11 protein-coding genes are annotated in these 17338 nt (G+C 75.5%); 6 read left to right on the forward strand and 5 right to left on the reverse strand.

Going from position 1 to position 17338, the window contains the following annotated elements:
• Positions 1-117: 117 nt before the first annotated feature.
• Positions 118-1614: an FAD-dependent oxidoreductase gene (locus tag KIK08_RS04120; RefSeq protein WP_214401623.1), complete on the forward strand. Its 1497-nt coding sequence runs from the start codon at positions 118-120 to the stop codon at positions 1612-1614.
• 3 nt (positions 1615-1617) lie between these two features.
• Here the strand turns inward: KIK08_RS04120 and KIK08_RS04125 are convergent, their stop codons facing one another.
• The 3 genes from KIK08_RS04125 to KIK08_RS04135 all read right to left on the reverse strand — a co-directional run bounded on the left by KIK08_RS04125 (position 1618) and on the right by KIK08_RS04135 (position 8802).
• Complete coding sequence (locus KIK08_RS04125) at positions 1618-6765, reverse strand: SpoIIE family protein phosphatase (RefSeq protein WP_214401624.1); 5148 nt, start codon at positions 6763-6765, stop codon at positions 1618-1620.
• A 197-nt stretch (positions 6766-6962) separates the two neighbouring features.
• The gene (locus tag KIK08_RS04130) at positions 6963-7790 is read right to left on the reverse strand and encodes an oxidoreductase (RefSeq protein ID WP_214401625.1); all 828 of its coding nucleotides are present in this window, start codon (positions 7788-7790) and stop codon (positions 6963-6965) included.
• Positions 7791-7854: 64 nt separating this feature from the next.
• Positions 7855-8802 carry a R2-like ligand-binding oxidase gene (locus KIK08_RS04135; RefSeq protein WP_214401626.1) on the reverse strand — a complete coding sequence of 316 codons (948 nt, stop codon included), beginning with the start codon at positions 8800-8802 and terminating at the stop codon, positions 7855-7857.
• 175 nt (positions 8803-8977) lie between these two features.
• Between KIK08_RS04135 and KIK08_RS04140 the strand changes: the two genes are divergently transcribed.
• The 5 genes from KIK08_RS04140 (at position 8978) to KIK08_RS04160 (ending at position 15537) form a co-directional block, all read left to right on the forward strand.
• A complete protein-coding gene (locus KIK08_RS04140) occupies positions 8978-10105 on the forward strand; it encodes a phosphotransferase family protein (protein WP_214401627.1) in 1128 nt (375 codons plus the stop codon).
• Positions 10105-11202: an Rv3169 family protein gene (locus KIK08_RS04145; protein ID WP_214401628.1), complete on the forward strand. Its 1098-nt coding sequence runs from the start codon at positions 10105-10107 to the stop codon at positions 11200-11202. The genes KIK08_RS04140 and KIK08_RS04145 overlap by 1 nt, the downstream gene beginning before the upstream one ends.
• Before the next feature lie 94 nt (positions 11203-11296).
• Entirely contained in the window at positions 11297-12121 is an 825-nt protein-coding gene (locus KIK08_RS04150; RefSeq protein WP_214401629.1) for a PaaX family transcriptional regulator, read from the forward strand.
• Between the two features lie 94 nt (positions 12122-12215).
• Positions 12216-13796: an FAD-dependent monooxygenase gene (locus KIK08_RS04155; RefSeq protein ID WP_214401630.1), complete on the forward strand. Its 1581-nt coding sequence runs from the start codon at positions 12216-12218 to the stop codon at positions 13794-13796.
• A 46-nt stretch (positions 13797-13842) separates the two neighbouring features.
• A complete protein-coding gene (locus KIK08_RS04160) occupies positions 13843-15537 on the forward strand; it encodes a (2,3-dihydroxybenzoyl)adenylate synthase (protein ID WP_214401631.1) in 1695 nt (564 codons plus the stop codon).
• A 1-nt stretch (position 15538) separates the two neighbouring features.
• On the opposite strand, the gene KIK08_RS04165 is transcribed toward KIK08_RS04160, so the two are convergent.
• Complete coding sequence (locus tag KIK08_RS04165) at positions 15539-16645, reverse strand: Gfo/Idh/MocA family protein (protein WP_214401632.1); 1107 nt, start codon at positions 16643-16645, stop codon at positions 15539-15541.
• Positions 16630-17325 (reverse strand): ThuA domain-containing protein, encoded by a 696-nt coding sequence (locus KIK08_RS04170; protein WP_214401633.1) that lies wholly within the window; start codon positions 17323-17325, stop codon positions 16630-16632. Before KIK08_RS04170 ends, KIK08_RS04165 begins: the two co-directional genes overlap by 16 nt.
• Positions 17326-17338 lie beyond the last annotated feature (13 nt).

The raw sequence follows: 17338 nt of genomic DNA on the forward strand, positions 1-17338 counted from the left end.
AGCCGCTCTCGTCCGCCCCGGGCGCGTTCCGGCGGGCCCGTGCACGTCACACCCGAACGCTTCCGCGGGGTGACAAGGTCGATTGACGACGGCGGGTCCGCCTCGTAGAGAGATCGGGTGGACGAGTCGCAGCACGTGGAGAACCCGGAGAGCTACTTCCGCGGCGGGAGGGACCTGTTCACCGACGGCGGCCAGCGGGACCGGCCGCGGTCGCCCGCTCCCGCCGCGCCGTCGGTCCCCACGATCGTCGAGCCCGCCCGGGAGACGCCGGTCCACGAGGAGACCGACGTGCTCGTGGTCGGCGGCGGCCCGGCGGGGACGGCGGCGGCGCTCGCGGCGCGGCGGCTCGGGCAGCGGGTGACGCTGGTCGAGCGCTACGGCGACCTGGGCGGGCTCTCGGCGGGCGGGCTGGTCATCTGGATCGACCGGATGACCGACTGGGAGGGCACGCCGGTCATCGCCGGCATCGGGGCCGAGCTGCTGGAGCGGCTGCCCGAGGGCGCGCTGGCCGGGCCGGGCCCGGAGCTGTGGGGCTCCACCGACCCCGAGCAGGTCGCGCACTGGCGCGAGCGGCTGTCGGCGTTCCGGGACACCGTGTGCCGTTCGCCGATGATCGACCCGGAATGGCTCAAGATCGTCTCCCACGAGGCGCTCGTCGGCGAGGGCGTGCGGGTGCTGCTGCACTCCTGGGTCGTCGCCGCCATCACCGACGGCGAGGGCGGCGAGGGCGGTGGAGGCACGGTGCGGGGCGCGATCTTCGAGAGCAAGCAGGGGCGGCGGGCGATCCTGGCCAAGGTGGTCGTGGACGCCACCGGCGACCTCGACGTCGTCGCCCAGGCCGGGGGCGCGTTCGTCACCGACGCGCTGAAGGACGGCACCGGCGGCAACGTGCAGCACACCATCAACACCGCCTTCACCTGGACCGGCGTGGACATGAACCGGTGGCTGGAGTTCAAGCGCGCCGACCCGGCCGGGCACCAGGCCCTGATGAACCGCGGCCGCGAGCTGCTCGGCTACCTCGACACCCCGCACGTCGGCTGGCGCGACGACGTCGTGGTGTTCATGGGGCCGCGCATGTCCGGCTACAGCGGCATCGACGTCGAGGACCTCAGCACCGTCGAGCTGGAGTCGCGCCGGCGCATGGTCGCCCACCTGGACTTCTTCCGCCGCGAGGCGCCCGGGTTCGAGGGTGCGTGGATCATGCTGGCGGCCCCGCAGATCGGGGTGCGGATGACCCGGCGCCTCGCCGGGCTGCACCCGATCACGACCGACGAGTGGCGGGCCGGGGTCCGCCACCCCGACGAGATCGGGGTGTCGCCATCGCCGTCGCAGAAGTTCGCGACGATCTCGGTGCCCTACCGGGCGCTGGTGCCGCGCCGGCTCGACGGCGTGGTCGTCGGCGGTCGGCACGTCGCCAGCGACGCCCCGACGCAGGCCTTCATGCGCGAGATCCCGCAGTGCTGGATGACCGGCCAGGCGGCCGGGACCGCCGCGGCCCTCGCGGCCGGCACCGGCACCGCGCTCCGCGCGCTCGACGTCGAGGAGGTCCGCCGGGAGCTGCGCGGCCAGGGCGCGTTCCTGCACGGGCAGCCGACGGCCGCCGCGGTGCGCTGACCGTCAGGTCTGCCCGGTCAGGCCGGCGAGCGCGAGCGCGCGGGCGACCGGTCCGGTGGTGTCGTGGTCGAGGGTCAGGGCGCGCCCGCTCTCGCGGGCGCGGGCCAGCAACTCCAGGACCAGCCCGATGCCGGCGCTGGGCAGGTAGGTGGTGGCGCGCAGGTCGAGCACGAGCGGGGTGCCCGGGTCGGCGGTGTCGACCTCGTGCAGCAGTTGCTCGCGCAGCGCGCCGATGGTGGCGAGGTCGATGCCGTCGTGCAGGGCGAGCCGCAGCCCACCGGGTTCGCGGTGCACGCGCAGGGTCGCCGCGCTGGGCTCGGCCCGCGGTGCGGGCGGGGGCACCGCGGGCCCGGCCCGGTCTAGCGGCGGCGGGCCGAGGGTGAACGCCACGGTGGTGCCGGCGTCCGGGCCGCTGTGGTCGATCGAGACGTCGCGCCCGAGCGACCGGATGACGTCGAGGCCGCGGCCCCGGTAGCCGCGGTCCGCCGGCGGGGGCCGCCAGCGGCCGTGGTCGGTGACGGTGGCCCGGACGGCGCCGTCGGCGCGGAACCGCAGCGAGAAGTCGAGGTCGCCGGGCCCGCCGTCGCGGTAGGCGTGCTCCACGGCGTTGGCGAGGGCCTCGCCCAGGGCCAGCTGCAGGTCCTCGACGTGGTCGGGGTGCAGCCCGGTGGCGCCCGCCCACTCCTCGACGGTGCGCCGGATGCCGGTGAGCAGGTCGGGCTGCGCCGGGTGGTGGGCGTGCAGGGCGGGTGGGAGGTGGCGGGCGGCGACGACGGCGATGTCGTCGTGGCCGAGCCCCTGCGGGACGAGCTGGTCGAGCACCGACGTGGCCAGCTGGTCGGGGCTGACGCCGTGCAGCGGGCGGGCGGTGCCGGCGAGGCGGGCGATGCCGTCGTCGATGACCTCGCCGCGGCGCTCGACGAGCCCGTCGGTGTAGAGCAGGACGGTGTCGCCGGGGGCGAACTCGCGCGTCGCCGACCGGTACAGCTGCGGGGTCCGCTCGGCCGTACCGCCGGGGCCCGCCGTGTAGGCGCCCAGCAGCGGGCCGGTGGTGCCCAGGACGGTGACCGCGCCGTCGTGGCCGAGCAGCAGCGGCGGCGGGTGCCCGGCGCCCGCCCACCGGATCCGCCCGGCGTCGGTGTCGATGACCAGGCAGACCGCGGTCGACCCGCGCGCCCCGGGCACCCGCGCGGTGTAGTCGTTGAGCCTGGTCAGGGCCTGGGCGGGGTCGGCGTCGGGGCCGAGCATGGTCAGGATGGCGGCCAGGCCGGAGCGCAGCTGCCCCATCACCGCCGCGGCGGGCGCGCCCTGCCCGACGACGTCGCCGACGACCACGGCCACCCGGTGCGGGGCCAGCACCAGCACGTCGTACCAGTCGCCGCCGGCCTGCACCCCGGCCACGCCGGGCAGGTAGCGGGTGGCCAGCGCGAGGTGCTCCAGCGGGGGCGGGGCGGTGGGCAGCAGGCTGCGCTGCAGGGTGTCGGCGAGCCGGGCGCGGGCGTCGGCGAGCGCGGCCCGCTCGAACGCCTGCGCGGCCTGGGCGGCCAGGGTGGCCGCGAAGCTGCGTTCGTCGTCGGGGAACTCGCGCGGGGTGGTGAACGCGAGTGCGAGCACGCCGACCGTGCGGTCGGCGTGGCGCAGCGGCACCGCGGCGCCGGCCCGGACCGGGTCGTCGCCGACGGCGACGCCGTCGGGGTGGTGGCGCAGCACCTGCGCGGGCTCGCCCCGCCACACCGGCCGCCCGGTGCGGGCCGCCTCGGCGGCGATGGTGGCGGAGTCGGTGTCCAGGACGGCGTAGCGGCCGGCGGGGAAGCCGGTGAGGCCGTCGTGGTGGACGAGCTCGAGCCGCGAGGGCTGGTCGGCGCGCGGCACGTAGATCCCGATCCCGGCCGCCTGCATGCCGTCGCGGACGGCGGCGGCCAGCGCGGCGGCGGCCTGGGGCACCGTGGCCGCGGCGGCGAGCGCCGTGGCGGCGGTGTTGAGCTGGTGCTCGCGCTGGGCGACCCGCTCGGACTCCAGCGCGACCGCGATCCGGCGGCCCAGCTCGTCGACCAGTTCGACGTCGAGCCGGTCGAACCGCCCTGTCGGCCCGTCGGCGTCCACCGCCGTGCGCGGGTGGGCGACCACGAGCGCGCCCACCAGGCGGCCCAGCACGGTCAGCGGGGCCAGCAGGGCGGCGCCCAGGTCCGGGTGCGCCCGGTCCGCCCGGTCGGCGCGGTCGTCGTCGAGCGCCGCGGGCAGCACCACGGTCGGCGCGGGATCGAGTACGAGGGCCCCGCCCCGCAGGTGGGCGTCGCGCAGGCCCGCCGGGACGAGGAACGGCGCCGGCGCCAGCATCGCCGTGGCGAGCTCCGGGCGATCGGGGTGCGCGGCGGCGAGCGGGTGCAGGTGGCCGTCCGGGCCGACGCGGGCGACCACGACGACGTCGCCGAACACCGGAGCGGCCAGGTCGACGATCTTCTGCAGCCGCGCCCGCAGCCGGGCAGCCGAGCCGTCCGGGGCGCTGAGCAGCCGGCCGGCCTCGGCCAGCAGTCGGTCGTGGCTGGCCGTGCGGTGGGCGGTGGTGACGTCGCGGGCGACGCCGATCACCATGGGCGCCGCATCGGGCCGGTCGGGGTCGGGCAGCGTGGCCGCGGAGGTCTCCACCCACAGCTGGCGGCCGTCGCGGTGGCGCATGGGGAGCACGTGCCGGCCCCGGCCGCCGGCCTGCACCTCGGCCAGCGCCGCGGCGACCCGGGCGTGGCCGTCGGGGTCGGTGGTCCGGTCCGGCCACCAGGGGTGCGGCGGCGGGTAGGGCAGGCCGTCGTGGCCGTAGCCGAGCAGGTCGTGGAATCCGTCGTTGACCTGGACGACCCGCCCGGCGCCGTCGACGACGAACAGGCCGTCCTGCAGCGCGCTCAGCAGCGTCCCGCGCCAGGCCGCCTCCCGCTGGCGCAGCCGGGACAGCGCCAGCGTCGAGCGGACCCTGGCCAGCAGCTCGGCGGCGCTGAACGGCTTGACCAGGTAGTCGTCCGCGCCCGCGGCCAGCCCCTCGACGACGGCGTCCTGCCCGGCGCGGGCGGAGAGCACGATCACCGGGACCCCGGCGGTGGCCGGCGCCGCGCGCAGCGCGGCCACCAGGGCGAACCCGTCGAGGTCCGGCATCATCACGTCCGTGATGACCAGGTCGGGCGGGTCCTCGCGGGCCGCGGCGAGCGCCGCGGCACCGTCGTTCACGACCCGCAGCGCGTAGCTGCCGGACAGCAGCCGCGCCAGGTACTCGCGCATGTCGGCGTTGTCGTCGGCGATCAGCAACCGAGGCGGGGGACCGGTCGCCCCGGCGGCCGGCTCGACCGGCAGGGCCGGGTCGGTGGGCGCGTCCATCCAGCGCAGCGCCTCGGCGACGAACGACTCGGTGACCGACGACCCGCCCGCGTCCCCGGCCCTGGCCGGCTCGGTGTTGCCGAGCTGGTCGGTGGGCAGGTGGGCGGAGCCCAGCGGGAGCCGGACGGTGAAGGTGCTGCCCACGTCGACCGCCGAGGCCGCGGTGACCGTGCCGCCGTGCAGCCCGACCAGGTCGCGCACCAGCGCCAGGCCGATGCCGGAGCCCTCGGCCGACCGGCCCCGGGCCCCGCGGACCTGGTGGAACCGGTCGAACAGCAGTTCCAGCTCGGCGGCGGGCACCCCGATGCCGGTGTCGCTGACCTGCAGCTGCACCTCCGCGCCGGTGCGGTGCAGCCGCACCCCGATCGTGCCGGTGAAGGTGAACTTGACCGCGTTCGACAGCAGGTTGGAGACGATCTTCTCCCAGGAGTCGCGGTCGACCCAGACCGGCTCGCCGGGCTCGTCGATCCGCACCTCCAGCCGCAGGCCGGCGCGCTCGATCGCGGCGCGGAACATCCCGGTCAGCTCCGCGGTGAACGCGGCGAGGTCGGTCGGGACGAACCGGGCCCGCGTCCGCCCGGCCTGCAGCCGGGAGAAGTCCAGCAGGGTGTTGACCAGCCGCCCCAGCCGCAGCCCGTTGCGGTGCGCGACGTCGATCTCGGCCCGCCAGCGCTCCGGCTCCATCCGCTCGGCGGCGCGCAGCTGCTCCAGCGGCCCCATGATCAGGGTGAGCGGGGTGCGGAACTCGTGGCTCACGCCGGTGAAGAACTCCGTCTTGGCCCGGTCCAGCTCGGCGAGGGCCTCCGCCCGGCGCCGCTCCGCCTCGTAGGCGCTCGCGGTGACCAGCGCCGAGCTGATCTGCCCGGCCAGCAGCTCGACGAACCCGCGGTAGCGCTCGTCGAACGCCCGGAACGGGTTGAGCCCGACCACCAGGAAGCCGCGGGGGCGGTCCTCGCCGGGCGCGCCGGTCAGCGGCGTGAGCACCGCCGCGGCCGGTGGCAGTGCCCACGCCCCGGTCGGCAGGTCCGCGAACCGCGCGGGCAGGTCGGCCACGACCTCCGCGCGCCCGGCCAGCACCTCGCCCAGCGGCCAGCCCCGCTCGCCGTCGCCCGCCTCGACCCGCGACGGGGCGGCGGGTGCGCCCGCCTCGATCCCGCTCGCGCACGCCAACCGCGCGCCCCCGGTCTCGTCGAACAGGTAGGTCACGCTGAACGGCAGGTCGTGGCGGTTGGCCGCCAGCCGCTGCCGCACCGCGGCGAGCACCTCGGCCTCCGTGCGCGCCGCCGCCAGCGCCGCGGCCAGGTCGCGCAGGGTGGCCATCCGCCGCTCGGACAGCACGCGGTCGGTGTTCTCGGTGACCACGCACAGCATCCCGCTGACCCGGTCGTCCTCGGCCAGCGGGCTGTAGGAGAACGTGTGGTAGGTCTCCTCGGGGTAGCCGGCGCGCTCCAGGAACAGCAGCAGGTCCTCGTCCCAGGTGGCCCGCCCGGTCGCCAGCACCGACTCGATCCGCGGACCGATGTCGCCCCAGATCTCCGCCCACACCTCGCGGGCCGACCGCCCCAGCGCCCAGGGGTGCTTCGCGCGCAGTGTGTCGCGCCGGTAGGCGTCGTTGTAGAACATCGTCAGCTGCGGGCCCCACGCCATCCACATGGGGAACCGCGAGGTCAGCAGGATCCGCACGGCCGCCGACAGGCCCGCCGGCCAGTCCGCCACCGGCCCCAGCGGGGTCGCCGCCCAGTCGAGCTCGTCGACCCGGCGCGCCAGCTCGCCGGACGGCTCAGGCATCGTCGCGCGGCGTGGCGAGGCCGGCGCAGCGGCGCCGGGTGGCCGGCTGGCGGTGCATCCTCGCTCCTCGACGTCGTGGTCGGTCGCGCGCGACGCCCGGGCGGACGTGGGACCGGGCGCCGACGATCATCGGGACCGGGCGGCGCCCAGCTTAGGGGAGACGGCGCCACCCGGCCTGCGCAGCCGGGCGCCGGGGTTCAGCCGAAGTCGGTGCTCGTGCTCAGCTCGCGCCAGGTGTCGAGCTCGGCGCGCCGGGCGTCGAGGATCGCGTCCGCGGACGCGACGGCGTCCGATCCGAGCAGCAGCAGCGCGGGCGGTTCGGGGGCCGCCACCGCGGCGATGACGGCCTCGGCCGCCTTCGCCGGGTCGCCGGGCTGGGTGCCGTGGACGGTGTCGTTCTCCTTGCGGCGCCTTCCCGCCGTGTCGGCGTAGTCGGCGATCGCCTCGGCGGACTGGGTGAGCGAGCGGCCGGCGAAGTCGGTGCGGAAGCCGCCGGGCTCGACCGACAGCGCCGTGATGCCCAGCGGCAGCAGCTCCTTGCGCAGCGACCCGGTCATCGCCTCCAGGGCGGCCTTCGTGGCGGCGTAGTAGCCCGAGCCGGGCGGGCAGGCCTGGGCGCCGATCGAGGAGATGTTGACGATCGTGCCGGCGCGGCGGGCGCGCATGTCCGGGAGCACCGCCTTGATCATGGCGACGGCGCCGTGGAAGTTGGTGGCGAACAGCCGCTGGACGTCGGTGTCGTCGGCCTCCTCGACGGCGGCGCGGTAGCCGTAGCCGGCGTTGTTGACCAGGACGTCGACGCCGCCGAAGCGCTCGCGCGTGCGGCGCACGGCGTCGTCGACCTGATCGGGGTCGGTGACGTCGAGCGCGAGCCCGAGCGCCGACTCGGGGTGGGCCTCGACCAGGTCGCGCACGGCGCCGGCGTCGCGGGCGGTGACCGCGGCCCGGTGCCCGGCGGCCAGCACGGCCTCGGCGAGCGCGCGACCGAGCCCGGTGGAGCAGCCGGTGATCAACCAGGTGGACATGCGGGGGCCTCCTCGGCGGTGGGGGAGCGGGTCGGCCCAGCATGCTCCTCGGTGGCCGCGCCGCTCACTCGATGTGGCGCAGCTCCTCGGGTTCGAACTCCTCCACCCCGCTGGCGTCGACGTCGGTGGTGCGCATGGTCCGGGCGACGGCGAGCGCCTCGAGCCTGCGCTTGACCAGTCCCCGCTGGAACTCGTCGTCGAAGCCTGCCGCCGCGCGGGCGTCGGTCTCGGCGGCGCCGTAGGCACCGGTCAGGCCGGCGGTGAGCTCCTCCCAGCGCCGCTCGACCCACGGCCACAGCTCCGGGTTCTCGGCGATGATGCGCCGGCCGAGGTAGGTGCCGTAGGCGATGTGGCGGCGCTCGTCGCGCTGGGTGAGCTTGAGCCCCGCCTCCAGGCCGGGCAGCTTCTCCAGGAACCGGAACGTCTGCTCCCAGCGGCGGTAGCCGGCGATCGCCGCGACGCCCTCGACGAGCTGGTTGTAGATGATCGTCGCGTCCAGGATCGCCCGCGGCGACCGGTCGGTGTCCAGCCGGCGCATCACCTCGGTGAGCTGGCCGTCGAAGACGCCGAGGCGGTTCGGTCCCAGCGCGGCCTGCTGCTCGCGGACGAGGTCGTCGAGGGAGGCCGGGTCCAGCCCGACGGCGTCGAACCACCGGCGGAACATCTCGGTGTGCTTGGCCTCCTCCATCGCGAACATCGACAGGTACATCGTGTCCTCGAGGCGGCCGAGGTCGGACATGCAGCGCAGCAGCGGGACGATGTCCAGCGTCACGGCCTCCTCGCCGACCATGAACCCGCGGGCGGACAGCGCGACCCGCGTGCGCTGGCCCTGCGACATCTCCTGCCAGTCGATCGCGTCCTGGGAGAAGTCGATGTCGGCCGGGTCCCAGAACAGCTTCTTGGACTTCTCCCAGAGCCGCCAGGGCACCGACGCGTAGTCGAGGCCGCGCGTGGACCGGTAGCGCCCGATCTCCGTCTCCTGGATCTTGCCGCCGGCCAGGGGTTCGGTCATCGGGTCTCCTCATGGGGCCGTGTCGCCACGCGTTGGAGCTGCGTTCTAGAACCAACCCGGCCATTAGACGTCCCCGGGCGGGCGCACGGCAACCGGCCGGCGGACCGTTGACGACTAGAACGTGTTCCACCCATCCTGTGTGCCGTCGACGACGACACCGGACCGGGGAGGGCTCGTGACCCAGGCGCCACCACCGGAGGGGATGAAGCTCCGGCGCTCCAGCCGCGACCCGCGCGAGGTCCCGGACCGGCTTGCCGCCTGGCTGGGCACCGTGCTCCCGCCCGGCGCCGACCCGGTGGTCGCGGTGCGCGGCGGCCTCGACGCCAACGGGCTGTCGTCGGAGACCCTGCTCGTCGACATCACCTGGTCCGCCGACGGCCGGCGCGAGCTCGGCCGGTACGTGGCCCGCGTCGCCCCCACCCCCGAGGACGTGCCGGTCTTCCCGACCTACGCGATGCGCGCCCAGTACGACACGATCCGGATCGTCGGCGAGCGCAGCGACGTGCCGGTGCCCGGGGTGCGCTGGCTGGAGCCGACCGGGCGGGTGCTCGGCAGCCCGTTCTTCCTGATGGACCGCGTCGAGGGCGTCGTCCCGCAGGACGTGCTGCCCTACAGCTTCGGCGACAACTGGCTGTTCGACGCCACCGCCGAGCAGCAGCGCGCCCTGCAGGACCGCACCGTCGAGGTCCTGGCGACGCTGCACGCCATCCCCGACGCCCCGACGACCTTCGCGTTCCTCGACCCCGACCACCCCGGCGGCTCGGCGCTGGCGCGCAACCTCGCCCGCACCGCCGCGTGGTACGAGTTCGCCGCGGCCGGCGTCGGCCGCTCACCGCTCGTCGAACGCGCGCTGGCCTGGCTGCGCTCGGCCCTGCCCGACCCCGACGAGACGGTGCTCAGCTGGGGCGACTCGCGGATCGGGAACGTGCTCTACCGCGACTTCGCACCGGTCGGCGTCCTGGACTGGGAGATGGCCACCGTCGGCCCGCGCGAGCTGGACGTCAGCTGGCTGGTCTTCGCGCACCGGGTGTTCGAGTCCCTCAGCGCCATGCTGGGGCTGCCCGGCATGCCCGATTTCCTGCGCGAGGACGACGTCGTGGCCGAGTACGAACGCCTCACCGGCGCCCGCCTCGACGACCTGACCTGGTACCACGTCCACAACTCGGCCCGGTGGGGCATCGTGTTCCTGCGCACCGGCGCGCGGCAGATCCACTTCGGGGAGATCGAGCGCCCGGACGACGTCGAGTCGCTGATGCACAACCGGACGCTGATGGAGGCGCTGCTGGCCGAGGTGGGCGCCTGATGGTCGGACCGCTGGACGAGTTCCCCGTCCACCAGGTCGCGCTGCCCGTCGAGTGGGCCGGCACCAGCGACCGCAACTTCTACGACCGCTGCTACCTCAACGCGCACGACCGCGGCGACGTCGTCGTGATCACCGGCGCGGGCTGGTACCCGAACCTGGGGACCAAGGACGCGTTCCTGCTGGTCCGCCGCGGCGACGTGCAGACGGCCGTGCACCTGTCCGACGCGATCGACGGCGACCGGCTGCGGCAGCGGGTCGGCGGCTACCGGATCGAGGTCGTCGAGCCGCTGCGCCGGCTGCGGGTCGTGCTGGAGGAGACCGAGGGCGTCGCCGCCGACCTCACCTGGACGGGCTCGTTCCCGGTGCTGCACGAGCCGCCGCACGTCATGCGGACCGGCAGCCGGGTGACCCTGGACGCCCAGCGGTTCGCCCAGGTCGGCGTGTGGGAGGGGGAGGTCTCGGTCGACGGTGAGCGGATCGCCGTGACCCCCGAGCGCTGGGTCGGCACGCGCGACCGGTCCTGGGGCATCCGGCCGGTCGGCGAGGCGGTGCCCGCCGGGCGCCCGACGGACCCGCCCTTCGACGGCATGTGGTGGCTGTACGTGCCGGTGCGCTTCGACGGGTTCGCCGTCGTGCTGATCCTGCAGGAGGACCCCGACGGCCGGCGCACCCTCAACGACTGCTCGCGCATCTGGCCCGACGGGCGCGTCGAGCAGCTCGGCTGGCCCCGCGTGGCGATCACCTACGCGCCCGGGACGCGCGTGCCCACCAGCGCCTCGATCGCCTGCACGACACCGGACGGCGAACCACTGGTGATCGAGGTCGAGGCGAGCATGGGGGTGCCGCTGCACATCGGCGCCGGGTACGGCGGCGACCCCGACTGGACGCACGGGACGTGGCGGGGCGAGGGCTTCGCCGAGCGCGTGACCTACGACCTCACCGACGACGCCGTCGCCGCCCGGCTGCCGTTCGGCGTCGTCGACCACGTCGCCCGGGCCACCTGCGACGGGCACGAGGGGTGGGGCCTGTTCGAGCACGCTGCGCTGGGCCGCCACGACCCCAGCGGCTTCCCCGACTGGTTCGCCGTCGCCCCGTGAGCCTCGATCCCCCGCCCGCGTTCGGCTAGTGTCATCCGTCCGCCGGTCGTCGCGCCGGCGCAGCGGGCCGGTGCGCGCTCGGGGGAGGTGCTGCGTGAAGGCGCGGTCGTTGGTCTTCGACCTGTTCGGCGACTACCTGCGCTACCGCGGCGGGGAGGTGCGGCTGCGGGCCCTGGTGTCGCTGATGGGGTGCTTCGAGGTGCCCGAGCCGACCGTGCGCGTGGCGGTGACGCGGATGCGCAAGGAGGGCTGGCTGGCCAGCAGGCGCGACGGTCGGGAGACCGTGTACGCGCTCACCGGCGCCGCGTGGGCGCTGCTCGACGAGGGGCGCGAGCGCATCTTCCACCGGGCGCAGGGCCCGTGGGACGGGCAGTGGCACATGGTGCTCTACTCCGTCCCGGAGACCGAGCGCGCGGTGCGCGAGCAGTTGCGCAAGAAGCTGGCGTGGTTCGGGTTCGGCCCGTTCTCCGCGGGGGTGTGGCTGAGCCCGCACGACCGCGCCGGGCGGGTCCGCGAGGCGTTCGCCGGCGAGCCCGCCGTCCGGCTCGACGTGTTCCGGTCGCGCTCGGAGGGCGCGCGGTCCGACCGCGACATCGCGGCCCGGGCCTGGGACCTCCCCGAGCTGGACCGGGCCTACGCCGACCTGCTCGCCACCTACCGCCCCCGCCTCGCCGACTACCGGGCCGGTGCGCTGCGGGGGGCCGACGCGCTGGTCGAGCGGATGCGGCTGGTCCACGACTACCGGCGCTTCCCGTTCCGCGACCCCGACCTCCCCCCGGAGCTGCTGCCGGCCGGGTGGGGCGGGCGGGCGGCCCACGAGGTGTTCCTGCAGGCCCACGGCCTGCTGCGGGGGCCGGCCGAGGCCTGCGTGGACGCGCTCACCCGCTCCGCCGCCGTCCCCGACCAGGAGGCAGGCTGACGCCGGAGGGACCGCGACTAGTTACGTGCGCTGGACGGTCGTTCGCGCGGCGTTGTAGCGTGATCGGGCAGATCGTGGAAGGAGCCTGGTCCCGATGCGGATCGCCGTCGTGGGGGGCGGTCCGGGTGGGCTGTTCCTCGCCCTCCTGGTCCGGCGGGCCGCCCCGGCCGTCGAGGTCACCGTGTTCGAGCGCAACCGCGCCGACGACACGTTCGGCTTCGGCGTGGTGTTCTCCGACCGCACGCTGGCCGGCATCCACGAGGCCGACCCGGTGCTGCGTCGGGCGCTGACCGAGCACGGCCGGCACTGGGACGAGATCGAGGTCCGGATCAAGGGCGAGCGCATCCGCTGCGGCGGCAACGGCATGGCCGCCGTCGTGCGCCGCACCCTGCTGTCGCTGCTGCAGGCCCGCGCCCACGAGGTCGGCGCCGACCTGCGCTTCGCCACCGAGGTCACCCTGGACGACCTCACCGGCTACGACCTGGTCGTCGCCGCCGACGGCACCGGGTCGACGATCCGCGAGCAGGTCGGGGTCGACCTGGGCACCGAGGTCGACACGGCGACGGCGAAGTTCATCTGGTTCGGCACCGACCACCTGTTCGACGGGCTGACGTTCGTGCACGAGCGCAGCCCGGACGGCGTGTTCGCGGTGCACGGCTACCCGATCTCCGGCCCCGGCGACGGCCCGGTGTCCACGTTCATCGTGGAGACCGACGAGGCGACCTGGCGCCGCGCCGGCCTCGACGGGTTCGACGCCTCCCAGCCGCCCGGCACCAGCGACCAGGTGACGAAGGACTACCTGGAGCAGCTGTTCGCCGACCAGATCGACGGCCGGCGGCTGCTGGTCAACAACAGCCGCTGGGGCAGCTTCCGCACCCGCCGCACCCGCCGCTGGCACACCACCGTCCCGCGCCCCGTCGCGTTCCTGGGCGACGCCGTGCACACCGCGCACTTCTCGGTCGGGTCGGGCACGAAGATGGCGATGGAGGACGCCGTCGCGCTGGCCCGCGCGATCACCGCGACGCCGGACGACCTCCCCGCCGCGCTGGAGGCGTACGAGCGGGCCGCGCAGCCGTCCGTGCGCAGGATCCAGGACTCGGCCCGGCCGAGCCTGGCCTGGTGGGAGCACTTCGGCCGCTACCACGACGAGTTCGAGCCCTGGCAGTTCGCCTACCACTTCCTCTCCCGCAGCATCACCGACTCCCGGCTCGCCCGGCGCGACCCGGCGTTCGTCGCGGCCAGCCACCGCGGCTGGGTCGCCGCGCACGGGGCCGAGCCGCTGGACACGCCGTTCGCCCGGGGCGGCTGGTCCGCGCCCGGCCGGCTGGTGGACCTGCAGGCGGTCGACGGCGTGCCGACCGCGGTGGCCGGCGGCCTCCCGCTCGCGGCCGGGCCGGCACCGGGCCCGTGGGGCGCGCTGGTCGCTGCCCCGGAGACCGAGGACGGGTTGGCGGAGGTGTTCGCCCGGCTCACCGACCTCGGGGAGCGGTCACCGGTGCTGGTCGCGGTGCACGGCGGCACCCCGCTCACCCGGACCCTGGTGTGCGAGCGGGCCCGCCTGCACGACCGGCTGCCCGCGCTGCTGGTCGACACCGGCGACGGGGAGGGCCTGCGCGACCGCGCCCTCACCACGGTGCTGTCCGGGCGGGCCGACCTCGTCGGAGCACCCGCATGAGAACCGCACCAAGGACCCGCACGAGGAACAGTGAGGTCGGTTGAGGATGGCGACCCGGACCACTGCGATCAGCGACCACACGGTGCCCTGGCCCGACGACGTCGCCGCCGACTACGTCGCGAAGGGCTACTGGGCCGGGGTGGCGCTGGGCAGCCTGCTGCGCGAGGTCGCCGACGGCCGGCCGGACTCGCCCGCACTGGTCGACGCGGCCGACGGGCTGCGGCTCAGCCACGCCGAGCTGGTCGAGCGCGCCGACGCCGCGGCCGCCCGGCTGCTCGAGCTGGGCATGGCGCCGGGGGAGCGGATCGTCGTGCAGCTGGGCAACGGGTGGGAGTTCGTGGTGCTCACCCTGGCCTGCCTGCGGGCCGGGATCGTGCCGGTGATGGCGCTGCCCGCGCACCGGCGCACCGAGCTGGCCCACCTCGCCCGCCACGCCGAGGCCACCGCCATCGCCGTGCCCGACGTGCTGCGCGACTTCGACCACCAGGCGTTGGCCCACGACCTCGCCGACGACGTCCGCGCCGTCACCGGCGGGCCGTGGCACGTCCTCGTCGCGGGTGGGGCCGTCGCGGCCGGGAGCGTCGACCTGCGCGCGCTCTGCGGCCCGGGGCAGGACCCCGCCGCCGACCGCGCCCGGCTCGACGCGCTCGTGCCGGGCAGCCGCGAGGTGGCGGTCTTCCTGCTGTCGGGCGGCACGACCGGGCTGCCGAAGCTGATCGCGCGCACCCACGACGACTACGCCTACAACGCCCGGCGCAGCGCCGAGGTGGCCGGCGTCGACGCCGACACGGCCTACCTGGTCAGCCTGCCGGCCGGGCACAACTTCCCGCTGGCCTGCCCGGGCATCCTGGGGACGCTGCTGGCCGGCGGCCGGGTCGTGCTGCTGCCCTCGCCGGAGCCGGCCCGGGCGTTCGCGACGATCGCGGCCGAGGGCGTCACGCACACCGCCGTGGTGCCGGCGGTGGCCGCGCGGTGGCTCGACCACGCGACCGAGCACGGCGCCGCCGACCTCGCCTCGCTGCGGGTGCTGCAGGTCGGCGGCGCCCGGCTGGCCGACGAGCTGGCCCGCAAGGTGCGCCCGGTGCTCGGCACCGCGCTGCAGCAGGTGTTCGGGATGGCCGAGGGCCTGCTCAACTACACCCGCCTCGACGACCCCGACGACGTCGTGTGCACCACCCAGGGCCGGCCGATGTCCCCCGCCGACGAGGTCCGCCTCGTCGACGAGCTCGACCGCGACGTCCCCGACGGCGAGCCGGGCTCGCTGCTGACCCGCGGCCCCTACACCCCGCGCGGCTACTACAAGGCCGCCGAGCAGAACGCCCGCGCCTTCACCGACGGCTGGTACCGCTCGGGCGACGTCTGCCGGCGCACCCCGGAGGGCAACCTGGTCGTCGAGGGCCGCGACAAGGACATGATCAACCGCGCCGGCGAGAAGATCTCCGCCGAGGAGGTCGAGAACCTGGTCTACCAGCTGCCCGCCGTCGCCCAGGTCGCCGCCGTGGCCATGCCCGACCCGCGGCTCGGGGAGCGGGTGTGCCTCTACGTCGTCCCCCGCCCGGGCGCGACCGTCACCCTCGACGAGGTCCGGGCGGCGATGGAGGCGATCGGCGTGGCCCGGTTCAAGCTGCCCGAGCACCTCGTCGTCGTCGACGAGCTGGCCGCCACCAAGGTGGGCAAGATTGACAAGAAGGCGCTGCGCGCCGACATCGCCGCCCGCCTCGGTGCCGCCACCCGGGCCTGACCTACCCGGCGGCCAGGTCCTGCACCCCCGCCACCGGCTCCGGCCGCGCGCTCGTCGTGGTGAGCTCCACCCACGTCCGTTCCCCGGCGGCCCGCTGCACCGACTCCATGACGTCGAGCACGTGCAGCCCGAGCTCGTCGCCCGCGCGGTGGGGGCGGCCGTCGGCGAGCGCGAGGGCCAGGTCGGCGACGCCGTAGCCGCGCCCGGAGTCGCGCAGCCCGGCGGTGGTCCCGATGTCGACCCAGCCGTCCTGCGGGGCGCTCGCCGAGTGCAGCGCGACCGGGCCGGCGAAGTTGTTCGGGTCGGGCACCGAGAGCGAGCCCCCGGTGCCGTGGACCTCGATGCGCGGCAGCTCCGCCGCCCACACGTCGAAGCTCATGACCATCGTGGACAGCGCGCCGGAGGCGTGCTGCAGGATCCCGGCGATGGTGGAGTCGACCTCCACGTCGACGCTCTCCCCGGCGCGCGGGCCGGTGCCGATGGTGCGGGTCGCGGACGGGCGGGTGGAGGCGCCGGTCACGCGCACGACCGGGCCCAGCAGGTGCACCAGGGCCGAGAGGTAGTACGGGCCCATGTCGAGCAGCGGGCCGCCGCCGGGCTGGTAGTAGAAGTCGGGGGCGGGGTGCCAGCGCTCGTGGCCGGGAGTGGTCATGAACGCCGTGGCCGAGTGCGGGGTGCCGATGCGCCCGGCGTCGACGGCGGCGCGCGCGGTCTGGATCCCGGTGCCGAGCACCGTGTCGGGTGCGCAGCCCACTCGCAGCCCGGCCGCGGCGGCGGCCTTCACCACCTCGCGGCCCTCGGCCACGGTCAGGGCCAGCGGCTTCTCCACGTAGACGTGCTTGCCCGCGGCGATGGCGGCCAGCGCCAGGTCGGCGTGCGAGGCCGGCAGGGTCAGCAGCAGCACGAGGTCGACGTCGTCGGCGTCGAGCAGTTGCGGCAGCGCGAGTGCCCGGGCCCCGGGGTGCCGGGCGGCCAGCGCCGCGGCCCGCTCGCCGTCGACGTCGCAGACCGCGGTGACGCGCAGCTGCGGCAGCCGGGACAGCGACGTCGAGTACTGGCCCGAGATGAACCCGGCCCCGACGATCCCGACCCTCAGCGCGCCGCCCACAGCAACCCCCGCTCGATGATCGTGGTGACGGTGTCGTCGCGCAGGACGTCCATGTTGTGCCCCGGGGTGCAGACGAACACCCGGCCGCGCCCCCATTCGCGCGTCCAGATCGCCGGCGAGGTGACCGGCCGGTGCCACGGGTCCCACTCCCGCGCGGCCAGCGTGGTGGTGGCCAGCACGTCGTTGTAGGCGTCGGTGAGCACCCAGTACTGCTCGGTGACCAGGTCGAAGTCGGCGATCCCCGCGGTGATCGGGTGGTCGGCCGCCTCCGGGAGGACCTCGACCCGGTAGGGGATGAAGTAGTCCGACTGCTGCCCGACGCGCTCGTGCTCGGCCTTGGGCGGGTGGCAGGCGAACTGGCCGCCCACCAGGTGCAGGTAGTCGGCCGCGTTGCGGTAGGAGTCGGCGATGCCGCCGTGCCAGCCGGCCAGGCCGGTGCCGTTCGCGACCGCGGCCGTCAGCCCGGCGAGCTCGTCCTTCTCGATCGTGCTCATCGTCATGCACTGCATGACGAGGTCGACCCCGGCCATGTACTCGGCCTCGGCGTACACCTTCGGCGAACTCTCGATCCGCACCGCGAAGCCGTTCGCCTCCAGGTGCGGGACGAACCGGTCGGTGGCCTCGACCGGCTGGTGTCCCTCCCAGCCACCGCGCACCACCAACGCCGTCCGTTCCGTCACGGATGTTCCTCCC

Source organism: Pseudonocardia lacus (assembly GCF_018531445.1).
Taxonomy (GTDB): Bacteria; Actinomycetota; Actinomycetes; order Mycobacteriales; family Pseudonocardiaceae; genus Pseudonocardia; species Pseudonocardia lacus.

Coding starts and splice junctions, on each gene's coding strand:
- KIK08_RS04135 (WP_214401626.1), bottom strand. CDS start 8,802: ATGACCGAACCCCTGGCCGGCGGCAAGATCCAGGAGACGGAGATCGGG.
- KIK08_RS04130 (WP_214401625.1), bottom strand. CDS start 7,790: ATGTCCACCTGGTTGATCACCGGCTGCTCCACCGGGCTCGGTCGCGCG.
- KIK08_RS04125 (WP_214401624.1), bottom strand. CDS start 6,765: ATGCCTGAGCCGTCCGGCGAGCTGGCGCGCCGGGTCGACGAGCTCGAC.
- KIK08_RS04145 (WP_214401628.1), top strand. CDS start 10,105: ATGGTCGGACCGCTGGACGAGTTCCCCGTCCACCAGGTCGCGCTGCCC.
- KIK08_RS04155 (WP_214401630.1), top strand. CDS start 12,216: ATGCGGATCGCCGTCGTGGGGGGCGGTCCGGGTGGGCTGTTCCTCGCC.
- KIK08_RS04160 (WP_214401631.1), top strand. CDS start 13,843: ATGGCGACCCGGACCACTGCGATCAGCGACCACACGGTGCCCTGGCCC.